The organism is Singulisphaera chitinilytica, from assembly GCF_049331405.1.
GTDB lineage: Bacteria > Planctomycetota > Planctomycetia > Isosphaerales > Isosphaeraceae > PoT.
This window is the reverse complement of sequence record NZ_CP186274.1, coordinates 4162883-4182873: the sequence shown is the minus strand read 5'-3', so window position 1 is coordinate 4182873 and position 19991 is coordinate 4162883. Positions and strand designations below refer to the sequence as shown.

Below are 19991 nucleotides of genomic sequence, written 5' to 3'. Positions count from 1 at the left end.
CCAAAGATGGGGAAGATTCACCTTCGATGAGCACCGCTCGGCCGCTGGATATCGCGATCGTTGGGATGGGATGCCGATTCCCAGGGGCGAAGAACCTCGCCGCCTTCTGGGAGAACATCCTTTCCGGTCGCGACTGCACGAGCGAGGTCCCGAACGATCGCTGGGATTCGGCGATCTTCGTCGATCCGAACTCCAGGGCCAGCGACCGGGTCGCCTCTTCACGAGCCGGCTATCTCGACGCTCCTATCGAGTTCGACCCGTCGCGTCATGGGATCATGCCCCTGACCGTCGAGGGGGGCGAGCCCGAGCAGTTCCTCGTGCTCGACGCCGCCTCCGCCGCGCTCGATGATGCCGGCTTGACCGAGGGTATCGACGATGGCCGTCGCGTCGAGGTGGTGATCGGCCGCGGCAACTACTTCAACCGCGGCAACCTCACGAGGCTCCAGCATGGCCGCGTCCTGGCTCAAACGCTGAGCCTGCTCCGCGAGCTTCATCCCGAGTGGACCGACGAGGATTTCGAGGCGATCCGCCAGGATCTCAGGTCGAGCCTTCCACGCTTCGAGCCGGCCACGATCCCGGGCCAGGTCACGAACGCCACCGCCGGTCGGCTCGCAAATCGGTTCGACCTCTCGGGGGCGAGCTTCGTCGTTGACGCGGCGAGCGCTTCATCGCTCGTGGCCCTGGATCTAGGGAGTCGGGCGCTCGTCGAGCGTCGGGCCGACGTCGCGCTGGTCGGCGGCGTTTACATCGGTTGCGACGTCGATTTCCCGATGGTCTTCTCCCAACTTGGGGCGCTGTCGAAGACCGGCAAAGCCCGACCTTTCGCCAAGGGTGCCGACGGGACCGTGCCCGGCGAAGGAGTTGGCGTCGTCGTGCTCAAGCGGCTCGCAGACGCCGAACGCGAAGGAAATCGGGTCTACGCCGTCATCAAGGGAGTTGGCCTGGCGAGCGACGGCAAGGGGCGATCGCTGGCAGCTCCGAGTGCCCTTGGGCATGCGCGGGCGATTCGCAGGGCCTATCGTCGCGGCGGCGTCGATCCGGCTTCCGTCGGCTTCGTCGAAGGGCATGGGCTGGGTGTGCCGGCGTCGGATCGAGCCGAATTGCTGGCCCTCAATGCCACCTTCCCGCCGACGCGCTGGGGAAGACGGTCTCTCGGGGCAATCTCTGCACAGATCGGCCACGCCATGCCCGCAGCCGGCATGGCGGGTCTGATCAAGGCCGCGCTGGCGCTCCATCATCGCGTCATTCCGCCCGGTCCTCCGGCCGATGATCTGCACAAACTGCTGGCCGACGAGTCGAGCGCCTTCGCGATCAACCGATCGGCTCGTCCCTGGATCCAGGGGGATCGCGCGAACCCGAGACGTGCGGGGGTGAATGCCTTCGGCTTCGCCGGGATCAGCGGGCACGCCGCCCTCGAAGAGCATGCGGCCTCGGCCGATGGACCCGAGCCTGGGTCCCAGCCGAAGTGGGACAGCGAGGCGATCCTGCTCGCCGGACTTGACCGTGGGGACTGGCTTGAGAGGGCCGGTCGGCTCCTCGCCTGGCTCGAGCGGGCCGAAAATCGCGCGGTGCCGCTCAAGGATCTCGCCTACACGCTGAACACCGACATCAATGCGGGGTCGTTCCGAGTCGGTCTCATCGTGGCCTCGACCGAGATGCTCAAGGATCGACTCCAAGGTGTGGTGAAACGTCTGGTCGACCCGAAATGCCGTTCGATCCGCGATGCTCGCGGCGTCTACTTCTGGGAAGAGCCCCTTGGCGGGCCGGGGAGGCTCGCGTTCCTGTTCCCGGGAGAAGGGTCGCAATACCCTGGGATGCTGGCCGACCTTTGCCCGCATTTCCCCGAGGTCCGCAAGCTCTTCGACACCTCCGATCGAATCGCGATGGAGCAGGGGAGGGAGCGACTCCCCAGCGACATCCTGTTCGGTCCCAATGCCCAGGATGATGAAGGACTCTGGGAGGTCGGGGCGGCGGTGAACGTCGTCCTATCGGCCCAGTGGGGCATTCATCATCTCCTGCGAGGCCTTGGGCTCAAGCCCGACGCCGTGGTCGGTCACAGCAGCGGGGAATTCCTCGCGCTGGCGTCGGCTGGCGTCGTGGATGTCGACACCGATCTAGAAAATCGCCTGGGGTCGCTCGGCAAGATTTTCGAGCAGTTGGACAGCTCGGGGCAGGTGCCAGCCGCGACGCTCGCGGCGGTCGCTTCGAGCCGCGAGAAGGTCCAGGACATTTGCAATCAGGTCGGCGCGACGGTCACGGTGGCGATGGATAACTGCCCGCATCAGGTGGTGCTGGCGGGGACCCACGATCAGGTCGAGAGTGTCCTTGTGGCTCTCAAAGAACAGGGGATCGTCTGCGAGAAACTCCCGTTCGCCCGGGCCTATCACACCGAGGCGTTCACCCAGGCCCTGCCGCCGATCGAAGCCTTCTTCCGGGAACTGACGCTCAAGGCCCCGACGAGCCGTTTCTATTCGTGCGCCTCGGGGCGACGCGTGACAGGTGACGTCGAGGAGATCCGCCGCCTGGCTGTCCAGCAGTGGGCGACCCCGGTCGCCTTCCGCCCGACGATCGAGGCGATGTACGAGGATGGCGTCCGGCTTTTCGTCGATGTGGGACCTCGCGGGAACCTGTCGGGTTTCGTCGAGGACACGTTGCGGGGCCGTCCCCACTTCGCGATCGCCAGCCAATTGCCAAGGCGCTCGGGGCTGACCCAGTTGAATCATCTGGTGGCCTCGCTATTCGCGCAGGGCGTTCCGCTCACGCCCGAACATCTCTATAAGCGTCGTCAGCCGAAGCGCGTCGACCTCGGCCCGGATTTGCCCGCCGTCAGGCCAGCACCGGCACTGGCGGTCGGTTTCCCCGAGATGCGGTTCTCGCCCGAGTTGGCCGCGTCGCTCCGCCAGCGAAACAAACCCGCGAAGCCCGTGGTCATAAATGGGCCCGTCGTTGGAGTTGCCAAACCCGAGCCCGCCCATCTCAACGGCACGAACGGAAAACATCACGAAACGCCGGTGCCGGTGTCCGTCGCCTACACGAATGGCAATGGCTCCGCACTCAATGGCCACGCCAAATCGCCATTAACTGTGCCCGCCGCGAGCCGACCGAGTACACCTCGCGCGGGCATGATGATGACGCATTTGAAGACGATGGACGACTTCCTGGAAACCCAGCGTCAGGTGATGGGCGCTTTCCAGGCTCGGCGTCAGCGAGTTCCGACTCAAAGACCGCAGAGTGTGATCCCTCAGACTCAGACTCGGAACCATGTTCAACAGGAAAAAGCCCCCGAGATCGCTCGCGAACCGAGCCCTCGGCCCGCCGAGGCAATCAAGGCGGTCGTGAGCCCCTGGGTCGGGACGCTGGTCTCGTTCGTCCCGGGACATTCGCTGGTCGCCGAACGCTGGCTCGAGGCCCAGGGGGATCCGGTCGCCGAGAATCACACGCTCGGAGGTCGGCGGGTCTCCGCACTCGACCCGACCCGGAAGGGCCTGCCGGTCGTGCCCTTCACCGTGATGGCCGAGATCCTGGCACAGGCGGCGGCACCGCTCCTGCCGGGGATGGTCGTGACCGCCTTGCGGGACGTGCAGGCCAATCGCTGGATCCGCTACGAGCATGAACCGGTCAAGCTCGAGGTCCGCGCCCGTCGCGACGAGGCCAAGCCCGATGAGGTCAAGGTTCAGCTTTTCAATCGGGCGTCCGGCGCGACGAGTCGGGTCGGAGGTGATATCCCCGTTGTCGAGGGGCGAGTGATCTTCTCCGCCTCTCGACCTGGCGGCCCAATGGCCTCACCGTTCCATCTCACGGATGCACGACATTGCCGATTCGGCGGTCCCGACATTTACGAGGAGCAGTGGCTTTTCCACGGGCCGGCGCTCCAGGCCGTGACGCAGATCGGTGAGGCCTCGCCACATGGGATCGAGGGCACCTTACGGATCCTGCCGAGGCGGGGCCTGCTGCGGCCAAATGAGTCGGTCTCGTTCCACACGGATCCGATCGTTCTCGATGCCTTCACGCATCTCCTCGGTTGCTGGGGGCTCGATCAGGTCCCCTGGGGCGAAGGGGACGTGATCTTCCCGCTCCGCGTGGCCGAACTCGCGATTCCTGGGTTTGATCCGGGCGAGGGGGCCGAGGTCGCCTGCCGGATCTGGATCCGCGAGGCTTCGCGACACAAGGTCATGGTCGACGCCCAACTCGTCGCCCCCGACGGACGCGTCTGGGTCGAGATCAAGGGGTGGGAGGACTGGCGTTTCTACTGGCCGAGCCGATTCCGCGACCAGTTCCGTCAGCCGAACCGCGTCTTCGTCGGCGAGGCCCTCAGCTTGCCCCAGGGTCCACCGCAGATTCCCTCGACAGTCCAGGCAGTCTGGCTCCAGCCGCCGGGCGACATGGCCAAGCCCGTCTGGCGAGACGTGTTCGAGTGGGTCCAGCTCGGGCCCGACGAGAGGCTCTCCCTCCGTGAGCAGTCTCGGGGAGAGGAAGCCTTCACGCATCGCCTCTGGGAGAACGTCGCGGCCAAGGAGGCCGTGAGACGACTCTGGCTGGTGGAGGGGAAGGCCCCCGTTTATCCCGGCGACCTTCGCATCGATCGAAGCGAGGATGAACAACCTCGCTTCCGTTCGCTCCTCGACCCGAATGCGGCTGCGGCTCCGTCGATCGCCGTGGCACATGCCGAGGGTGTGGCGATCGCCCTGGCGAGCCTCGATCCGGCCGTTCATCTGGGCTTGGCCATCGAGGCACTCGCACCAGTGAGCGAAGAACTCCTGCCGTTGGAACTGGATGCGAACGAGTTGGCGACCTTGAAAGCGGCCGGCGTCGACATCGACGAATGGTCCTATCGACTCAGGGCGGCGAAGGACGCTCTGGCTCGGGCCGCTCGCCTCGACTCGGTGCGTGGGCGGAAGAGATTGCGACTTCTGAGAGTCGAACCGTCGTCGGGGATCATTGCCCTGGACTCAGCCATCGAGATCGGCACCGCGCGACGCGGGGATTATGTCTGGGCCTGGGCGATCGCGAAATAACGCGAAGGTCGAAACAGCCTCATATTGATGAATGACTCGTAAAGCACGGGAAGCCTGAATATGTCGACCTACACTCAAGACTCGATCCTCGACGACCTGCGTCAGATCCTGGGCAACTTCCACGGGCGCGAGTACGCGGACGAGATCGGGCCGGACACGATGTTCTTCGCGGACCTCGGGCTCGCGTCGATCGACGCCGTGGTCCTGGGCGAGACGCTGGAACAGCACTACGGCCGCCGTATACCGTTCGGCGAGATGATGGCCGACCTCGGGCGGAAGACCGATCGCGACATCAGGGTCGGCGACCTCGTCGCCTTCCTGGAACGACATCTGACGGCGCAGGCATGAGTGCCAATCGCTTGAGTCCACCTTGAGCCCTGCGGACGCTGACGAACAACACGAGACTCGCCCAACTCCTTTTTCCGGGGCCTTCCCCATGCCGATGACCTCCGCCAACGGCCTGACCTTCCACTACCAGCAGGCCGGCTCCGGGCCCGACCTGATCCTGATCCACGGCGTCACGGGCGACCTGTCGATCTGGTTCCTCTGCCGGGCGATGCAGACCCTGAGCGAGACGCACAGGGTCACGGCGTTCGACATCCGGGGCCATGGCTACAGCGACGCCCCGCCGACGAATTACACGTCGGCCGACCACGCGGCGGACCTGTTCGCCCTGATGGACAAGCTCGAGATCGAGAAGGCGGGGATCGTCGGGCACAGCTTCGGCGGGGTGATCGCGCTCCACGCGGCCGCCCTGCAGCCCGAGAAGGTCGAGACGCTAGTTCTGTCTGATCCCTACTTCCCGGCCTTGCGTCACCTCGAAGACGTGAGCCGCTGGGGACACTGGCAGAACTTCCGCGAAGAGGCCGACCGAGCGGGAGTCGAGCTTTCGGACGAGCACTGGTATGACCTCGGCCGCTTCTTCGACCAGGTCGTCCATCTCGACGGCGAGCGCCTGCTCAAGTTCCGACGCGAGGTAGGCCTCCCCGCCCTGAACCGACTCATGAGGCTCGGCGGCACGACCTGCGGCGCCGACTCCAAGGTCGCGGCCGGCCTGACGGTCGACTTGATCCACGGGGTGAACATCCCCACGCTCGCGCTCTACGGCGAGCACTCGCCATTCCTCAGCACGGCCAACTACCTGGTCGAGCACCTGCCGGATTGCCGGACGGCCATCGTGCCGGACGCGAAGCACCGGGCCCCGGAAGAGAACCCCGAGGCGTTCCTGCAACTGCTCCGCGAGTTCCTCGAGGCTCGCCTCGTGGCCTTGCGTTGACCAAAGCTCGAAGTTCGGGCGTTTCAAGGGGCGTGGCCAGAACAGCCTATTCCGGGACGAGCGTATGACGATGACATTCCAGTCGAAAAATGCTCCGGTATTGATGCTGACGGGCGCCGCCCACGGCATCGGCCGCGCGACGACGCACGCCCTGGCCGACCACGGATTCCGCCTCGGGCTCGTCGATCGAGCCCGTGAGCCGCTGGAGCAAGTGGCCGAGCAACTCCGCGCCAAGGGGTGCTCGGTCGTCTCCGCCGTGGCGGATGTCAAGGACTCCGAGTCGTTGCATCGGGCGGTCGCCGCGATCGAATCCGGCCTCGGTCCCGTCGAGACGCTGGTGGCCTGCGCCGGGGTCGGGGGCCTGTCGAGCGCCACGAACCTCGACATCCCCGCCTTCCGCGACATGCTCGAGATCAACGTCCTGGGCGTCGCCCGCTCGATTGAGGCGGTCTTGCCGGGGATGTTCGCGCGAGGGTCGGGCCACATCGTGGGGATCTCCAGCGTCGCCGGGTACCGAGGCTTGCCCTGGATGCCGGGATACTCGGCGTCGAAGGCCGCGCTGACGACGTATCTCGAAGGGCTCCGCCCGTCGCTCAAGCGTCGAGGGGTTTCGATCACCACGGTCTATCCCGGCTTCGTCCGGACGGCGATCACCCAGGACACGCCCTTCCGCAAGCCCGTCAAGATGCTCGAGCCCGACCAGGCCGCCAAGTCGCTGGTGCGAGCCATCGTGCGAAAGCCACGCGATTTCGTCTTCCCCTTCAGCGCGGCGGTGGGCATGGGCTTCTTGAAGAAGGTCCCGAATCGCATGTTCGACTGGATGATGGACCGCGCCGGGCCGCAGGCCCTGACGACCGAGTTCTGAACGCAGAGGCATAACCGAGATTCGCAACGACGTTGGGAGCCATTCCACGTGCTGGCCCTGCCTGAGATCGATCCCCGAGCCATCCCCGGACTCTCCGAGATCGCGATCTGTCCGCCTTGCGGGCTCGCGCTCGAGGGTCGGACGCATTGCCGGGCTTGCGGGATCGAATACCCCGAGGTCGACGGGATCCTCCATGCCCTGGGGACGCTCCGGGGGACGAACCGGGTCGCCGCCTCGTTTTACGACGGGCCGAACTGGGCCGGGTTCAAACCCTGGGAGCAACTCTTCCTCTGGTTCCAGGGGCCGGGGATCGACAGGGCTCGGCGGCAGGTACTCAGGCATCTGCCGCAGACGCACAATGCCAAGGTGCTCGAGGTCGGTATCGGCGACGGCGAGAACGTGCGGCTGCTACCGCTTTCGTGGAGCCTCTACGGGGTCGACATCGCCAGGACGCGGCTGGAAAGCTGTCGCGACCGGTTCCCCGAAATGAGCGGCCGGCTCGCCTGGGCCGAGGCCGAGGCCTTACCTTTTGCCGATGGCGAGTTCGACGCCGTCTTCACCGTCGGCGGGTTCAACTACTTCCGCGACCACGCCGCGGCCCTCGCCGAGATGCGACGAGTCGCGAGGCCAGGTGCGCCCCTGATCGTCGCCGACGAGTTGCCCGACCTCTATCGGCTCGCCCCGGGACACGTCCTCGGGCTCGAGGGACTCGATCGTCTGGGCCTGCAAATCATGGGGCTCGAGCCGGATTTCGTCTCGATGGTGCTGGACCACCGCGTCGAGGTCGAAGCCCTGGTGCGGGCCGAGTGGCCCGGGCACCGACGTTACCCGATCTGGAATCGTCTGGGATACTGTCTCGTGGACGTTGTCGTCAGTTGAGGACGCCTAACCATGTCGATGACCATGCAAAACACCGGAACCACCTGGATTACGAATACAGATCCCGTCCACTGCGTCGCCTGCTCCGGGGATCTGACCCCGTCGGGCGAGACGCTCGTCTGCGATCGTTGCGCCCAGGTCTATCCGATCCGCGACGGCGTCCTCGTGGTCAAGGACCAGCACGCGGCCGACAACGCCATCGCCCGCGACTTCTACAACAGCCCGCTCTGGCCGAAATTCCGGTTCTGGGAATGGTTCTTCTTCCTTTGCAACGGGGGCGAAAGGAAGAGCCGAAACGTCATCCTGAAGCACCTTCCCAAGGAACCCGGCCTGAAGCTGCTCGACGTGGCGATCGGCGACGGCGTCTACGTGAAGTGGCTGCCGGAAGATTGGAGCATCGTCGGGATCGACGTCTCGACCTTCCAACTCTCGAACAACCTGAAGCGTAACGAAGGGCGCGACCTCCGCCTGATCCTGGGCGAGGCCGAGCAGCTCCCCTTCCGCGACGAGTCGTTCGACTTGGTGCTGAGCATCGGCGGGTTCAACCACTTCCACGACCCCGAGGGGGCGCTCCGGGAGATGGTCCGCGTGGTCAAGCCGGGCTCGACGATCGTGATATCCGACGAGATCCCGAACTTCACGGATCGTCTCATGTTCCACAAGATCGGGCTCAAGTCGCTCGACCGCTGGCTCGTGGCCCGCTCGATCGGCAACGACTTCGCGGACCTCGTCGAGCGGCACCACCGCATGGACATCGCCGAGATCGGCCGTCGCGTGCTCAAGGATTCTCAGTACGAGTCGATCTGGCACGGCGGCGGATACGTGATGGTCGGGAAGGCCCCTTGAGGCCGCCCGGACCAGGCACTATTTTAATGACCACCATCGACGGACTTGCGCCCGACCGGCTCCAGCAGAATTGCCCGGCATGCGATTCACAACGCTGATCGTCAGAAACCTCCTCCGTCGCGGAGTTCGGACCGTCCTGACGGTCGTCGGGCTTTCGATCGGGATCTCCGCCGTCGTGACCCTGCTCGGGATCGCCTGGGGGTTCGAACGCTCCTTCCTCGCGATCAACGAGTCGAAGGGCATCGATCTCATGGTCGTACGCGCGGGGGTCAGCGACAAGTTGACGAGCAACCTCGAGGAGGGCCTCGTCAACGACCTCCTCAAGGTCCCCGGCGTGAAGAATGCCGCGGGATCTTTGATGGACACGGTCTCGTTCGAGGAGGCGAACCTCGTCAGCGTCCTCATCAACGGCTGGGAGCCCGACAGTCTCCTTTTTACGGGGATCCACGTCACCGAAGGGCGCACCTTGACGAAGTCCGACACGAACGTCGCGATGCTCGGCAGCGTCCTCGCGATGAACCTGAGCAAGAAGATCGGCGACGACCTCAAGGTTGCCGGAGAGCACTTCAAGGTCATCGGCATCTTCGAGAGCGAGAGCCTCTTCGAGACCGGCGGCCTGATCATCCCTCGGGCCACACTCCAGAAGATGATGGGGCGCGAGGGGGACGTCACCGGGTTCGTCGTTAAGGCGGACAGGCCCGATCGACCCTTCATCGAAGAGGTGAGGGCGAGAATCGAGAAGGCCGTGCCCGGCATCGCCGCCGTGCCGGCCCGCGACTACGTCCAGGGGGATATCCGCATCCGGCTGGTCAAGTCGATGGCCTGGGCTACCTCGGCGATCGCCCTGATCCTCGGATCCGTCGGCGTGCTCAATACGATGATGATGACCGTCTTCGAACGGACCACCGAGATCGGGCTCCTGCGGGCGCTCGGCTGGAAGCGGAAACGGGTGCTGGCCCTGATCCTCGGCGAGGCCTTCGCCCTCGGAGGGGCGGGGGCGGTTGTGGGGGTGATTCTCGGCTACGCCGGCGTCAACGTCCTCTCGCGCCTGCCCGCCTCGAGCGGATTCGTCTCCTCCCACCTGCCGCCGACCGTGATCGCCGTGGGGCTCGTCCTCGGGATGGGCTTGAGCCTGCTCGGCGGGCTCTATCCGGCGATCCGGGGCGCGTCCCTGCAACCGACCGAGGCCCTCCGCCATGAGTAACGCCCAGCAGGTCCCGTTGCTCGAGGGCAAAGGGCTCACCCGCATCTACACCGACGGCGAGGTCCAGGCCCTCCGGGGCGTCTCGCTGGCGGTCACGTCCGGCGAGTCGGTCGCCATCACCGGGCCGAGCGGTTGCGGCAAGAGCACGCTATTGAGCCTGCTCGGCGGGCTCGACCTGCCGACCTCCGGCGAGGTGATGTTCGAAGGCAAGCCGCTCAAGGAGATGGACCTCGACTCCTATCGGGCCTTGCGGATTGGCTTCGTCTTCCAGTCGTTCTACCTGTTGCCGACGCTATCGGCGATCGAGAACGTGCAAATCCCCATGTTCGAGGCGAAGTGGCCCCGGGAAGAGCGAGTCAGTCGCGCCGAGGGGTTGCTCCGCGATGTGGGCCTTTCCCATCGGCTCAAGCATTACCCGAATCGCCTGTCGGTCGGGGAGCGGCAGAGGGTCGCCATCGCGAGGGCCCTGGCCAACGAGCCGTCCCTCCTCCTGGCCGACGAGCCGACCGGGAACCTCGACAGTGTCTCGCAGGCGGAGGTACTGGAACTCCTCGCCAGGCTGCGGAGCGAACGCCACCTGACCCTCGTCGTCGTGACGCACAGCCCCGACGTGGCGAGCTGGGCTGATCGCGTCATCAGGCTCCGCGACGGCAAGATCGTGGCGGGGAACTGACCCCACCCTCACTCGCCTCGATCGCAGAGACAACCGCCTCCCGCTTCGATCCAAGCGACGGGAGGCGAGTCCGCGCGCGAAGAGGCCCGGGCGGCGACAAGGTGGTTGCCGAGGCCAACCTCCCTTGGCAGACTGATGTCCATCACGGACCCAATCTCCCTCCCGCCCGTAGTGAGGAGCCTTCGATGAAGCGCATTGGCTTGGGCATGACTGCATGGGCCCTCTTGCTCGTCCCATCGGTTTATGCCCAATCGACCGAAGATCTGGTGCGGACCGCGGCGCTCGTGGCGAGCTACCAGAACTCCGACGGCGGGTTCGGCCCCAAACCGTCAGCCCCTTCCACGCTCTCGACGACCTCGACGGCCATCCGGATCCTCAAGAACACCAAGGGCGCCATCCCCGATGTCCTGGCCTGCATCAAGTTTGTCAAGTCCTGCTACGATCCGTCGACCGGAGGGTTCGCCCCGACGCCCGGCGGGGAGCCGAGCGTCGGCATCACGGCAAGTGGCCTGATGGCGATCGCCGAGCTCAAGATCCCGGCCGACGACTATGCCAAGGGGGCCATCGAATACTTCTCCAAGCACGCAAAAGAGTTTGAAGAGATCCGCATCGCTGCCGCGGGACTCGAGGCCGTCGGCAAGACCTCGCCCGACTTCGAGGCCTGGACCAAGAAGGTCGAGGCCATGCGCAACTCTGACGGTACCTTTGGTAAGGGGGGCGCTCAGGCCCGCGACACCGGCGGCGCCACGGCCCTCCTGCTGCGGATGGGGGTGAAGGTTGACAAGAAGGACGCGATCCTCCAGGCCCTCCGCGCCAGACAGAATGCCGATGGTGCGTGGTCCAAGGCCGACGGCGTCTCGGAGCTAGAGACCTCCTACCGGATCATGCGGACCTTCTACATGCTCAAGGAGACCCCGGACCTCGAGAAGCTCAAGGGCTTCATCGCCAAGTGCCGGCACTCCGACGGCTCGTACTCGTCGCGACCCGGCGGCGAGGGAGACCTGGGCGGGACCTACTTCGCCACGACGATCATCCGCTGGATCCGGCTCCTCTCCGGCGAGCCCGCCTATGTGGAGACGGCCGGGTTCGTCCCCCTCTTCAACGGCAAGGACCTGACCGGCTGGGAAGGAGACAAGAAGCTCTGGTCGGCGAAGGACGGGATCCTCACCGGGACCTCCCCCGGCCTCGATCACAACGACTTCCTCGCCACCGAGCAGAGCTACGGAGACTTCGTCCTCAAGCTGACCTTCCGCCTGACCGGCCAGGAAGACAGCAACAGCGGCGTCCAGTTCCGCAGCGAGAGGATCCCGGGCCACGAGATGCGCGGGTATCAGGCGGATATCGGTAAGGGCTACTGGGGCAGTCTCTACGACGAATCCCGCCGCAACAAGGTGCTCGTCCAGGGGGATGAGAAGGCCGTCAAGGGCCTGAACATGGGCGGCTGGAATGAGTACGTGGTCAAGGCCATCGGGAACAAGATCACCCTCACGCTCAACGGCGTGACCTCGGTCAAGTACACCGAGGAGGATCCGACGATTGCCAGGGAAGGGAAGATCGCCGTCCAGATCCACGCCGGCGGACCCTTGAAGATTGAATTCAAGGACGTCTTGATTCAGCCGCTGCCTCGTCCGACGCCGGAACAACTGGAGACGCCCGGCTTCCACCTCCGGAGCCTCAACACCCTGGGCGTGGATCGGAAGTACTCCGTGTTCCTGCCGACCAAGTACGACGGCAAGAAGACCTTCCCCGTGATCCTCTACCTTCATGGCAAGGGCGAGTGTGGCACAGACGGCGCCCTTGCCGCTCAGGTAGGGTTGGGGCCGGCGATCCTGGCCAGGCCCGAGGCTTTCCCGGCGATCGTGGTCTTCCCCCAGGCTCGCGAGACCTGGAACTCCGAGTCGGATGATACGAAGGCCGCGCTGGCGATCCTCGACGATGTCCTCGCGAACTACAAGGGAGACGGCGAACGCGTGGTGCTGACGGGGTATTCGATGGGGGGCAGCGGATCATGGGGGCTCGTGGCCTCGAGGCCCGAACGCTTCCGCGCGGTGGTCCCGGTCTGCGGCAAGGGCAAGCCCGAGACGGCCGCCTCGTTCCGCTCGATGCCGATCTGGATCGTCGTCGGAGATGAGGACAAGCTCGAGACCGTGCAGAACGCCCGCGCCATGGCGGATACCCTCAAGACGGTGGGCTCCTTCCCTCGCCACACAGAGTTTCGGGGGGTCGAGCACAATAGCTGGGACCGGGCCTACAACGACCCGACCCTCATCGACTGGCTCCTGGCGCAGTCGCATCGCTGAGCCCATCCCCTGGGCGTCGGATCTCCTCTCCCGCAATGAAGATTGCTTGAAAACAGGAGCATGTTTTCCATGAGCCGATATCTTGAGATCTGCCGGATCGCGGCAGTCGCCCTCGCGATCGGCCTGGTCGCCTCGCCTCCCGCCGCTCGCGCGGTGGGGGACGAACGCGTCCCGGCGGAGGGCAAGAAGCTCGCCGAAGTCGAAGACCCTGCCAAGTTCTTCTCGAGGAAGGCCATCGATGAGGCCCTGCCCATTCTGGAGAAGGCCACGCAGTCGTCGTCGATACCCGTGATGATCGAGACGATGGAGTCGCTCGGCGGCAAGACCGTGGAAGAGGTCTCGCTCGACCGTGCGTCGCACTCGGGGCGTGACGGAGTCTACATCCTCCTGGTGAAGCAGGAGAAGAAGCTCGAGGTCCGCGTCTCGCGCAAGTTCAAGGAGACGGTCGCCCTCCAGGCCCAGAAGGAAATCCGCGACGCGTTCATCCAGGGCATGAAGCAGGGAAGCCCCGACGCCGCGCTGCACGACGGTGTCGAGGCCATCGCCAAGGTGCTGCCGGTTGCCGTGAAGCCGCCGATCCCCGAGTCCGAGAAAGAGCACGGGCTGCCGGCGGCCTACAACTTCGAAGTGCGCAAGACCGAAAACTCCTCGCTGATCGTCCGCAACCAGGTCCGCCTCTCGCTGGCGGGTGCGCATCGGATCCTGGCGGGGGCCGAGAAGAAGGCCGCCGAGATGGGCTTGAAGGTCAACATCGCCGTCGTCGACGACGGCGGTCACATGCTGAGCTTCGACCGCATGGACGGGGCCCGGCCGGCCAGCGTCTACACGGCGACGACCAAGGCCGTGGCGGCCGCGACGTACCGCCAGGAGACGGGACCGCTACGCAAGCCCTCGAACGAGGTCGATGTTCACCTCAATCTGAGCCTCCAGAACGCCGCGCTCGCCAGCGGCGGCAAGCTGACGACCCTCTTCGGCGGGATCCCCGTCGTGGTCGAAGGCCAGGTCATCGGCGGCGTCGGTGTCGGCGGTGGGACGGGCGAGCAGGACGCCCAGGTGGCGAAGGCCGGCGTGGAAGCCTTCCTCGCGGACCTGAAATCGGCCGAGGGCGAGGCCAAGGCCGAGGCGCCTGCGACCTCCAAGTAAGCGACGATTCGGTGACGACCGGCAACGATGCAAGGATATCGCGAGGTGAGCGTGATGCGAGGTGAGGCGTGTCGTCGGATGGCTCCGGCCTGGTTGATCTCGACCCTGTTGGGACTCGTCCCTCTGATCTGCGGGGCGGACCAACCGGCCAAGATCCCGCACGGGCAGACCGAGCCCCCCGGCGACCCGCTCTCGCCGGCCGAAGCCCTCAAGAAGATGAAAGTCCCCGACGGGTTCAAGGTCGAGCTCGTCGCCAGCGAGCCCGACCTCGTCAACCCGGTCGCCATGACGTTCGATGAGCGCGGGCGGATCTGGGTGACGGAGAGCCTCGAATACCCCAGGCACAGCGCGGGGGTCGGACGCGATCGCATCAAGATCCTCGAAGACACCGATGACGACGGCAAGGCCGACAAGTTCACCGTCTTCGCCGAGGGCCTGAATATCCCCTCGGGCATCGCGGTGGGTCATGGAGGCGTCTGGGTGGCCAACGCCCCCGACCTCCTCTTCCTCCAGGACACCGACGGCGACGGCAAGGCGGATAAACGCGAGGTCGTCGTCACGGGGTTCGGCCGGTTCGACACCCACGAGCTGCCGAACTCTCTGACGTGGGGCCCCGACGGTTGGCTCTACGGCTGGAATGGCGTCTTCAACGCGAGCAGGATCGCCCATCGCAACAAAGTCTATGAATTCACCTGCGCGATCTTCCGCGTCCACCCAAAGACGCGCGACTTCGAAATCTTCTGCGAGGGGACGAGCAATCCCTGGGGCATCGCCTGGGATCCGGAGGGGAGTGCCTTCTCGAGTGCCTGCGTGATCGACCACCTCTGGCACCTGGTCGAGACCGGCTATTACCATCGCCAGGGGGGGCCGTATCCGCCCTACACCTGGAAGATCGAGTCGATCGTCGACCACGAGCATCAGAAGGCGGCCTATTGCGGCATCCACTACTTCGATAGCCCCGCCTATCCCCCTGCCTACCGCGACCGGCTCTACATGGGGAACATCCACGGCAACGGGATCAACGTCGACACGATCTCGCGCCGGGGCTCGACGTATCGGGGCGACTCGCAGGAAGACTTTCTCTCCGCGAATGATGCCTGGTTCATGCCTGTTTCCCAGAAGACGGGGCCCGACGGCTGCCTCTACGTCCTCGACTGGTACGACCGCTACCACTGCTATCAGGACGCCAACCGCGACCCCGCCGGTATCGACCGCCTCAAGGGGCGGCTCTATCGGATTCGCCATGAGGCGACGCCTCGCCACGTCACTCTCAACATGGCCGAGGCCGATGACACTCAACTGATCCTCCTCCTCTCGAGCGAAAACGTCTACGAACGCGACATCGCCCAGCGCTTGCTGGCCGAGCGCAACACCCCTGAGATCCGTCGGGCCCTCGACAACCTGATGATCGTCCCGACCATCGGTCGAAAGGCGAGGCTCCACACGCTCTGGGCCCGGCTCGGCTGCGGCAGTCTCGAAGACGCCACCTTGCTGGCATTGCTGGGACAGCAGGATGCGACCTTTCGCGCCTGGGGGGCCCGCGCGGCCGGCAACGCGGGCAAGGTCGGTGATGCGGTCCAGGATAAGATTAAAGCCCTGGCCCTCGACCCGTCGCCCGATGTGCGGCTCCAGGTCGCGATCGCCTCGCGGAAGGTTGGCGGGATCGACGCCCTCCCCGTGCTGATGGACGTCCTCTCGGCGAGCGCGGACGACCCGCTCATCCCTCGGATCGTCTGGAGGAACCTCGAGCCAATGCTCGAGGACCGAGGCGTCGAATTCACCAGACGAGTCTCCAGCGCCGATCCAGGGGCGATGAAGGGTTTTTCGCTCATCCTGCCCCTGGCGATCGAGCGGTTGCTAGGCAAGCGTAATCCGGATCCAACCCCGATCGTGAGCCTGGTCGAATTCCTCGCCTCGGGCGATGGCTCGCGCGTCGCGTTGGCGAAGCGGGCTCTCGAAGGCCTTGCGTCCCGCGTTCAAACCGGCGAGATCATCGGTAAGAATCTCGATGCGGTACGCGACGGCCTGGCACCACTCATGAGCAAGGTCCTTGCAGGCTCCAAGGATTCGCCCCTCTTCCGCGACGCGGCGATCGTCGCAACATCCTGGAGAGACCCGGCGGGCCTGGCCGCAACGCGGGAAATGTTCAACGCGAGCCAGACGGGTGCCGAGTTGCGGCTACGCGGCCTGACCGCCCTGATCGCGGCGAACGACCCGGAAGTCATCGCGTCGGCCGTGCGCGTCCTGGCCGATCGCCAAGGGGGGACTCCCGGGTTCCGAGGCCAGGTCCTCAGCGCCCTCGGGAAGCTCGACGACCCTCGCGTCGCGGACGCCGTGCTCGCCGATTACGCCAAACTCGAGCCCGACCTCCAGCCGAGGGTCATCGAACTCCTGACGCAACGTGCATCGTGGAGCAAATTGCTCCTCGCGGCGATCGGGAAGGGGGGTGTCTCCAAGGACTCGCTGAACGTGAATCAGGTCCGCCGGCTCATGGGGAGCAAGGATCCCGAACTCGTCGCGCTGGTGAAGACGCAGTTCGGCACGGTGCGCGAGTCGAGAGATCCGGGACGGGAGCAGGTGATCGCCCGGATTCGCCGACTCCTCCGCGCGAAGGAAGGGGATCCGCACAAGGGGGTCGAGGTCTTCAAGAAGCTCTGCGCCCAGTGCCACAAGATCCACGGCGAGGGGCAGGACGTCGGCCCCGAGATCACGCTCAACGGGCGGAACTCGTTCGAGCAACTCCTCTCCAACGTCTTCGATCCCAGCCTGGTCATCGGCGCCGCGTATCAGGCGACGACCGTGGCGACGACCGATGGCCGCGTCCTCACCGGCCTCCTGGCCGAGGATAGCCCGACGCGGGTCGTCCTCAAGACGCAAGGGGGGAAGGTCGAGACCATCCCCCGCGACCAGGTCGACGAGATGCAGGTCAGCGCCCTCTCGCTGATGCCCGAGAACCTCGAGGAGCAGCTCAAGCCCGACGAGATCGTGGACCTCTTCGCGTTCCTGGCGCTCGATAAGAGCCCCAAAGATCCGAACACCAGGCCGATCCCGGGGACGGGCGAGTTGCCGCCTCGAGCGGCGACCCACCCCCGCGACTATGCCGACATCCTCGATCTGTTCGCCCCAGGCTATTCAACCTCGAAGGTCGGGGAAGGGGGCCTGGCGATCCTCAAGGAGCATCACGGCAGGGGCTCGGTACTCCGGACCCATCCCGTGGATGAGAAGACCCCTTGCGTCCTCGAGGCGAAGGTCGACGTTCCCGCGGGCAAGACGACGAAGCTTATCCTCGACCTCTCACATCATCCGCGCGGGGACTGGACGCTAGTGGTGAAGGCCGACGGCAAGGTCCTCCACGAGTCGAGCGTGGGGCCCGACTCCGCCAAGGGTGGATGGAAGCAGGTCGCGATTGACCTCACCCCCTTCGCCGGCAAGACGATCAACCTCGAGTTGGAGAACCGGGCGAGCGGCTGGAGTTGGGAGTTCGCCTACTGGGGCCGGATCTCGCTGCGGTCCGAGTGATCCGGCCGAGTTGTCACCTCGAAACGAGCCGGGCTCCGCTCAGTGGGCCCGGCTCTCGACGCCGACGGAGAGGCGCAGGAGTGCCTGGTGGACCTCGTCGATGGTGGAGTCGAGCGTCGACGTCCCCGCCGTGAGGCCCACCGTCTCGTAACCGGCGAACCAGTCGGGATCGAGACTATCGGCCGACTGGACGTGGACCGCAGGAATACCACGCTCGAGGCAGAGCGTCACCAGCTCTCGCGTGTTGTTCGAGTTATGGCCTCCCACGACGACCACGGCATCGACCTCGCCGAGCAGGCGCTCGACAGAGCGCTGATGGTCCTTGGTCGGCAGACAGACCGTATCGACGAATTTGATCTCGGCGTCGGGGTTGCGCTCGGCGATAACGTCGCGGAGCCGCGCCACATTCCGCGAGGCGGCGGTCGTCTGGCAAACGATCCCGAGCCGCTTCGACGGGAAGGTGATGACCTCATCCTCATTCTGAACCACGTAGAATGAGTCGAGGTCCTCGATGATCCCCTGGACCTCGACGTGTCCCCTGCGACCGATCACGAGGACGTGATAGCCCTCGTCCCGGAGCTTGAGCGCGGCTTGATGAACCCTTGTCACCAGCGGGCAGGTCGTGTCGATGAGCTGCTTGCCGGCCGATGTGAGCCTGGCCCGTTCCTTGTCGCTGATCCCGTGCGCGGTGATGAGCACGACCGGGGTCTCGGGCAGGTCGGCTCGAGCCGACTCGTCCGCCATGGCGAACCCCTTCGACTCGAGCCGGTCCAGGACGACCTCGTTGTGCACGAGCTGTCCGTGGATCGTGACGGTCTGAGGCTCCTCGACGCGGTTGATGATCTTCAACGCATCGCGGACCCCGAAACACATCCCCATCACATCGGCGCGGACGACTCTCATGAGAAACCCTCTTAAGTCGTGAGCTTTGTATTGCAAAGTAATAGTGCGGCAGCCGATCGGGTCGATGGATCGGCGTCGGTTGGAAGCGGAGTCAGGCCGGGGACCATCCTTCGGAGAGCGTCGCGGCCGTTGGGGCCGTCTTGGCGGCCGTCATGGCGTCGGCGACGACGTTCTCGAGAACGTTGATGTATTCCAGGAAACGACAGCGCCCCTGCTCGGTAAGCCGGCAGAGGGTCTGGGGGCGTTTGCGCTGGAATCCCTTCCAGACTTCGACGAATCCGGCGTCGTGGAGGACCTGAAGGTGCCGACTCAGGTTGCCGTCGGTGAGGGCGCAGAGTTCCTTGAGGTCGGCGAACACCAGGCCCTTGGGGTGGGTGACGAGGGAGGTCATGATCCCGAGGCGGGCCTTCTCGTGGAAGACGCGCTCGAGCCCGTCGTAGGCGAAACGTCCGGACGACTCGTCGACCTTGGCATTACTCATCGCTGCACTCCAAGGTGCGATACAGCACGGCCGCCGACAGGAGCTGGCCGAGCCCGAAGGGGATCCCCATCGCCCAGGGGGAGAGGGCCCATTCTCCTCGGTACACCGCCAGGGTCCCGAGCCCCGTCGCCAGGTAGAAGACGGCCACCAGGAAGGTGGCCCGGGGCAGGAGTCGACACGACGCGAACACTCCCAGGCTGAACAGGACCTGCCAGAGGCCGGGGAGCATCCAGATCTCCTCCGGGGCCGAGCGGACCAGGACCACCGTCAGGAGGCCCCCCGCGATCAGGCAAGGCACGAACTGTTCGACGGCTAGCCATGTAATCTCACGAGTCCAGGGCGAGGACGAATTCCTCGCCCGAACCGCCATCTCGACGCCTGCAGCCAACGCGCCCAGCACCGCCGCACCGATCCAGAGGGTCAGGTAGGCCGAGACTTCCTGGAGTGGGTCGGGCAGCCAGACGGCCTGAAAGCCGGCGGCCGCGAAGGCGAGCAGCCCGGAGAAGGCCACGGGCATCGCCCGGTACCCCCGGAACACCTCGGTCCGGGCGAGCTGAAGGCGGATCTCGGAAATCTGTGTCAACGCATCCCGAAGTTCCATGCCTCGCGACGTCTCCGGCAGGGTCGAGACATTGTCGCGTGACGCACCGGTACGCGACCACTTTACATGGTAAAGTGTCTTAGCTCTTGCGTCAAGTGTCAGCGGAATATTTTACCAGGCCCACTCAATTTTCAAGCGAGAAGGAGGTCTGTCGCCGATTTTCGACGATCTTTCACAATGGATCGAAATCCGGGTGAGCGTCCTCCTCTTTAACTTCGGATTTCCAAAGCAGGATCAGTCAAGGTTCTGCACGGAACCGGTTTGTCGAGGCATCGTACGCGGAGAG

Annotated in this window: 14 protein-coding genes; 11 read left to right on the top strand and 3 right to left on the bottom strand. The window is 65.3% G+C overall.

Translation table 11 applies throughout. From position 1 onward, the window contains the following. The first annotated feature begins 26 nt into the window (after positions 1-26). The 11 genes from ACOYYX_RS16750 (at position 27) to ACOYYX_RS16700 (ending at position 17720) form a co-directional block, all read left to right on the top strand. Positions 27-5015: a beta-ketoacyl synthase N-terminal-like domain-containing protein gene (locus ACOYYX_RS16750; RefSeq protein WP_422931055.1), complete on the top strand. Its 4989-nt coding sequence runs from the start codon at positions 27-29 to the stop codon at positions 5013-5015. 60 nt (positions 5016-5075) lie between these two features. Next, on the top strand, positions 5076-5363 hold the full coding sequence (locus ACOYYX_RS16745) for an acyl carrier protein (protein ID WP_422931054.1): 288 nt from the start codon (positions 5076-5078) through the stop codon (positions 5361-5363). Positions 5364-5451: 88 nt separating this feature from the next. Beyond that, positions 5452-6291 carry an alpha/beta fold hydrolase gene (locus tag ACOYYX_RS16740; RefSeq protein WP_422931053.1) on the top strand — a complete coding sequence of 280 codons (840 nt, stop codon included), beginning with the start codon at positions 5452-5454 and terminating at the stop codon, positions 6289-6291. A 70-nt stretch (positions 6292-6361) separates the two neighbouring features. Then, positions 6362-7156 (top strand): SDR family NAD(P)-dependent oxidoreductase, encoded by a 795-nt coding sequence (locus ACOYYX_RS16735; protein ID WP_422931052.1) that lies wholly within the window; start codon positions 6362-6364, stop codon positions 7154-7156. 48 nt (positions 7157-7204) lie between these two features. Further along, positions 7205-8035 carry a methyltransferase domain-containing protein gene (locus tag ACOYYX_RS16730; protein ID WP_422931051.1) on the top strand — a complete coding sequence of 277 codons (831 nt, stop codon included), beginning with the start codon at positions 7205-7207 and terminating at the stop codon, positions 8033-8035. Between the two features lie 12 nt (positions 8036-8047). Continuing rightward, a complete protein-coding gene (locus tag ACOYYX_RS16725; protein ID WP_422931050.1) occupies positions 8048-8881 on the top strand; it encodes a methyltransferase domain-containing protein in 834 nt (277 codons plus the stop codon). 79 nt (positions 8882-8960) lie between these two features. Next, positions 8961-10085, top strand: coding sequence for an ABC transporter permease (locus tag ACOYYX_RS16720; RefSeq protein WP_422931049.1), 1125 nt, complete (start codon positions 8961-8963; stop codon positions 10083-10085). After that, positions 10078-10758 carry an ABC transporter ATP-binding protein gene (locus ACOYYX_RS16715; protein ID WP_422931048.1) on the top strand — a complete coding sequence of 227 codons (681 nt, stop codon included), beginning with the start codon at positions 10078-10080 and terminating at the stop codon, positions 10756-10758. The genes ACOYYX_RS16720 and ACOYYX_RS16715 overlap by 8 nt, the downstream gene beginning before the upstream one ends. A gap of 185 nt (positions 10759-10943) precedes the next feature. Beyond that, a complete protein-coding gene (locus ACOYYX_RS16710; protein ID WP_422931047.1) occupies positions 10944-13058 on the top strand; it encodes a family 16 glycoside hydrolase in 2115 nt (704 codons plus the stop codon). A 69-nt stretch (positions 13059-13127) separates the two neighbouring features. Further along, positions 13128-14201: a heme-binding protein gene (locus ACOYYX_RS16705; RefSeq protein WP_422931046.1), complete on the top strand. Its 1074-nt coding sequence runs from the start codon at positions 13128-13130 to the stop codon at positions 14199-14201. Positions 14202-14255: 54 nt separating this feature from the next. After that, positions 14256-17720 carry a PVC-type heme-binding CxxCH protein gene (locus ACOYYX_RS16700; protein ID WP_422931630.1) on the top strand — a complete coding sequence of 1155 codons (3465 nt, stop codon included), beginning with the start codon at positions 14256-14258 and terminating at the stop codon, positions 17718-17720. Positions 17721-17759: 39 nt separating this feature from the next. Here ACOYYX_RS16700 and ispH read toward each other — a convergent pair whose 3' ends face one another. From ispH to ACOYYX_RS16685, 3 genes are all read right to left on the bottom strand, one after another. Continuing rightward, the gene (gene ispH, locus ACOYYX_RS16695) at positions 17760-18623 is read right to left on the bottom strand and encodes a 4-hydroxy-3-methylbut-2-enyl diphosphate reductase (protein ID WP_422931045.1); all 864 of its coding nucleotides are present in this window, start codon (positions 18621-18623) and stop codon (positions 17760-17762) included. A 91-nt stretch (positions 18624-18714) separates the two neighbouring features. After that, positions 18715-19104 (bottom strand): transcriptional regulator, encoded by a 390-nt coding sequence (locus tag ACOYYX_RS16690; RefSeq protein ID WP_422931044.1) that lies wholly within the window; start codon positions 19102-19104, stop codon positions 18715-18717. Beyond that, complete coding sequence (locus ACOYYX_RS16685) at positions 19097-19705, bottom strand: hypothetical protein (protein WP_422931043.1); 609 nt, start codon at positions 19703-19705, stop codon at positions 19097-19099. Before ACOYYX_RS16685 ends, ACOYYX_RS16690 begins: the two co-directional genes overlap by 8 nt. Positions 19706-19991 lie beyond the last annotated feature (286 nt).

Bases quoted from the DNA above. Each gene is read 5' to 3' on its own strand.
- ACOYYX_RS16750 (WP_422931055.1), top strand. From the start codon at position 27: ATGAGCACCGCTCGGCCGCTGGATATCGCGATCGTTGGGATGGGATGC.
- ACOYYX_RS16745 (WP_422931054.1), top strand. From the start codon at position 5,076: ATGTCGACCTACACTCAAGACTCGATCCTCGACGACCTGCGTCAGATC.
- ACOYYX_RS16740 (WP_422931053.1), top strand. From the start codon at position 5,452: ATGCCGATGACCTCCGCCAACGGCCTGACCTTCCACTACCAGCAGGCC.
- ACOYYX_RS16735 (WP_422931052.1), top strand. From the start codon at position 6,362: ATGACATTCCAGTCGAAAAATGCTCCGGTATTGATGCTGACGGGCGCC.
- ACOYYX_RS16725 (WP_422931050.1), top strand. From the start codon at position 8,048: ATGTCGATGACCATGCAAAACACCGGAACCACCTGGATTACGAATACA.
- ACOYYX_RS16720 (WP_422931049.1), top strand. From the start codon at position 8,961: ATGCGATTCACAACGCTGATCGTCAGAAACCTCCTCCGTCGCGGAGTT.
- ACOYYX_RS16715 (WP_422931048.1), top strand. From the start codon at position 10,078: ATGAGTAACGCCCAGCAGGTCCCGTTGCTCGAGGGCAAAGGGCTCACC.
- ACOYYX_RS16710 (WP_422931047.1), top strand. From the start codon at position 10,944: ATGAAGCGCATTGGCTTGGGCATGACTGCATGGGCCCTCTTGCTCGTC.
- ACOYYX_RS16705 (WP_422931046.1), top strand. From the start codon at position 13,128: ATGAGCCGATATCTTGAGATCTGCCGGATCGCGGCAGTCGCCCTCGCG.
- ACOYYX_RS16700 (WP_422931630.1), top strand. From the start codon at position 14,256: ATGCGAGGTGAGGCGTGTCGTCGGATGGCTCCGGCCTGGTTGATCTCG.
- ispH (WP_422931045.1), bottom strand. From the start codon at position 18,623: ATGAGAGTCGTCCGCGCCGATGTGATGGGGATGTGTTTCGGGGTCCGC.
- ACOYYX_RS16690 (WP_422931044.1), bottom strand. From the start codon at position 19,104: ATGAGTAATGCCAAGGTCGACGAGTCGTCCGGACGTTTCGCCTACGAC.
- ACOYYX_RS16685 (WP_422931043.1), bottom strand. From the start codon at position 19,705: ATGGAACTTCGGGATGCGTTGACACAGATTTCCGAGATCCGCCTTCAG.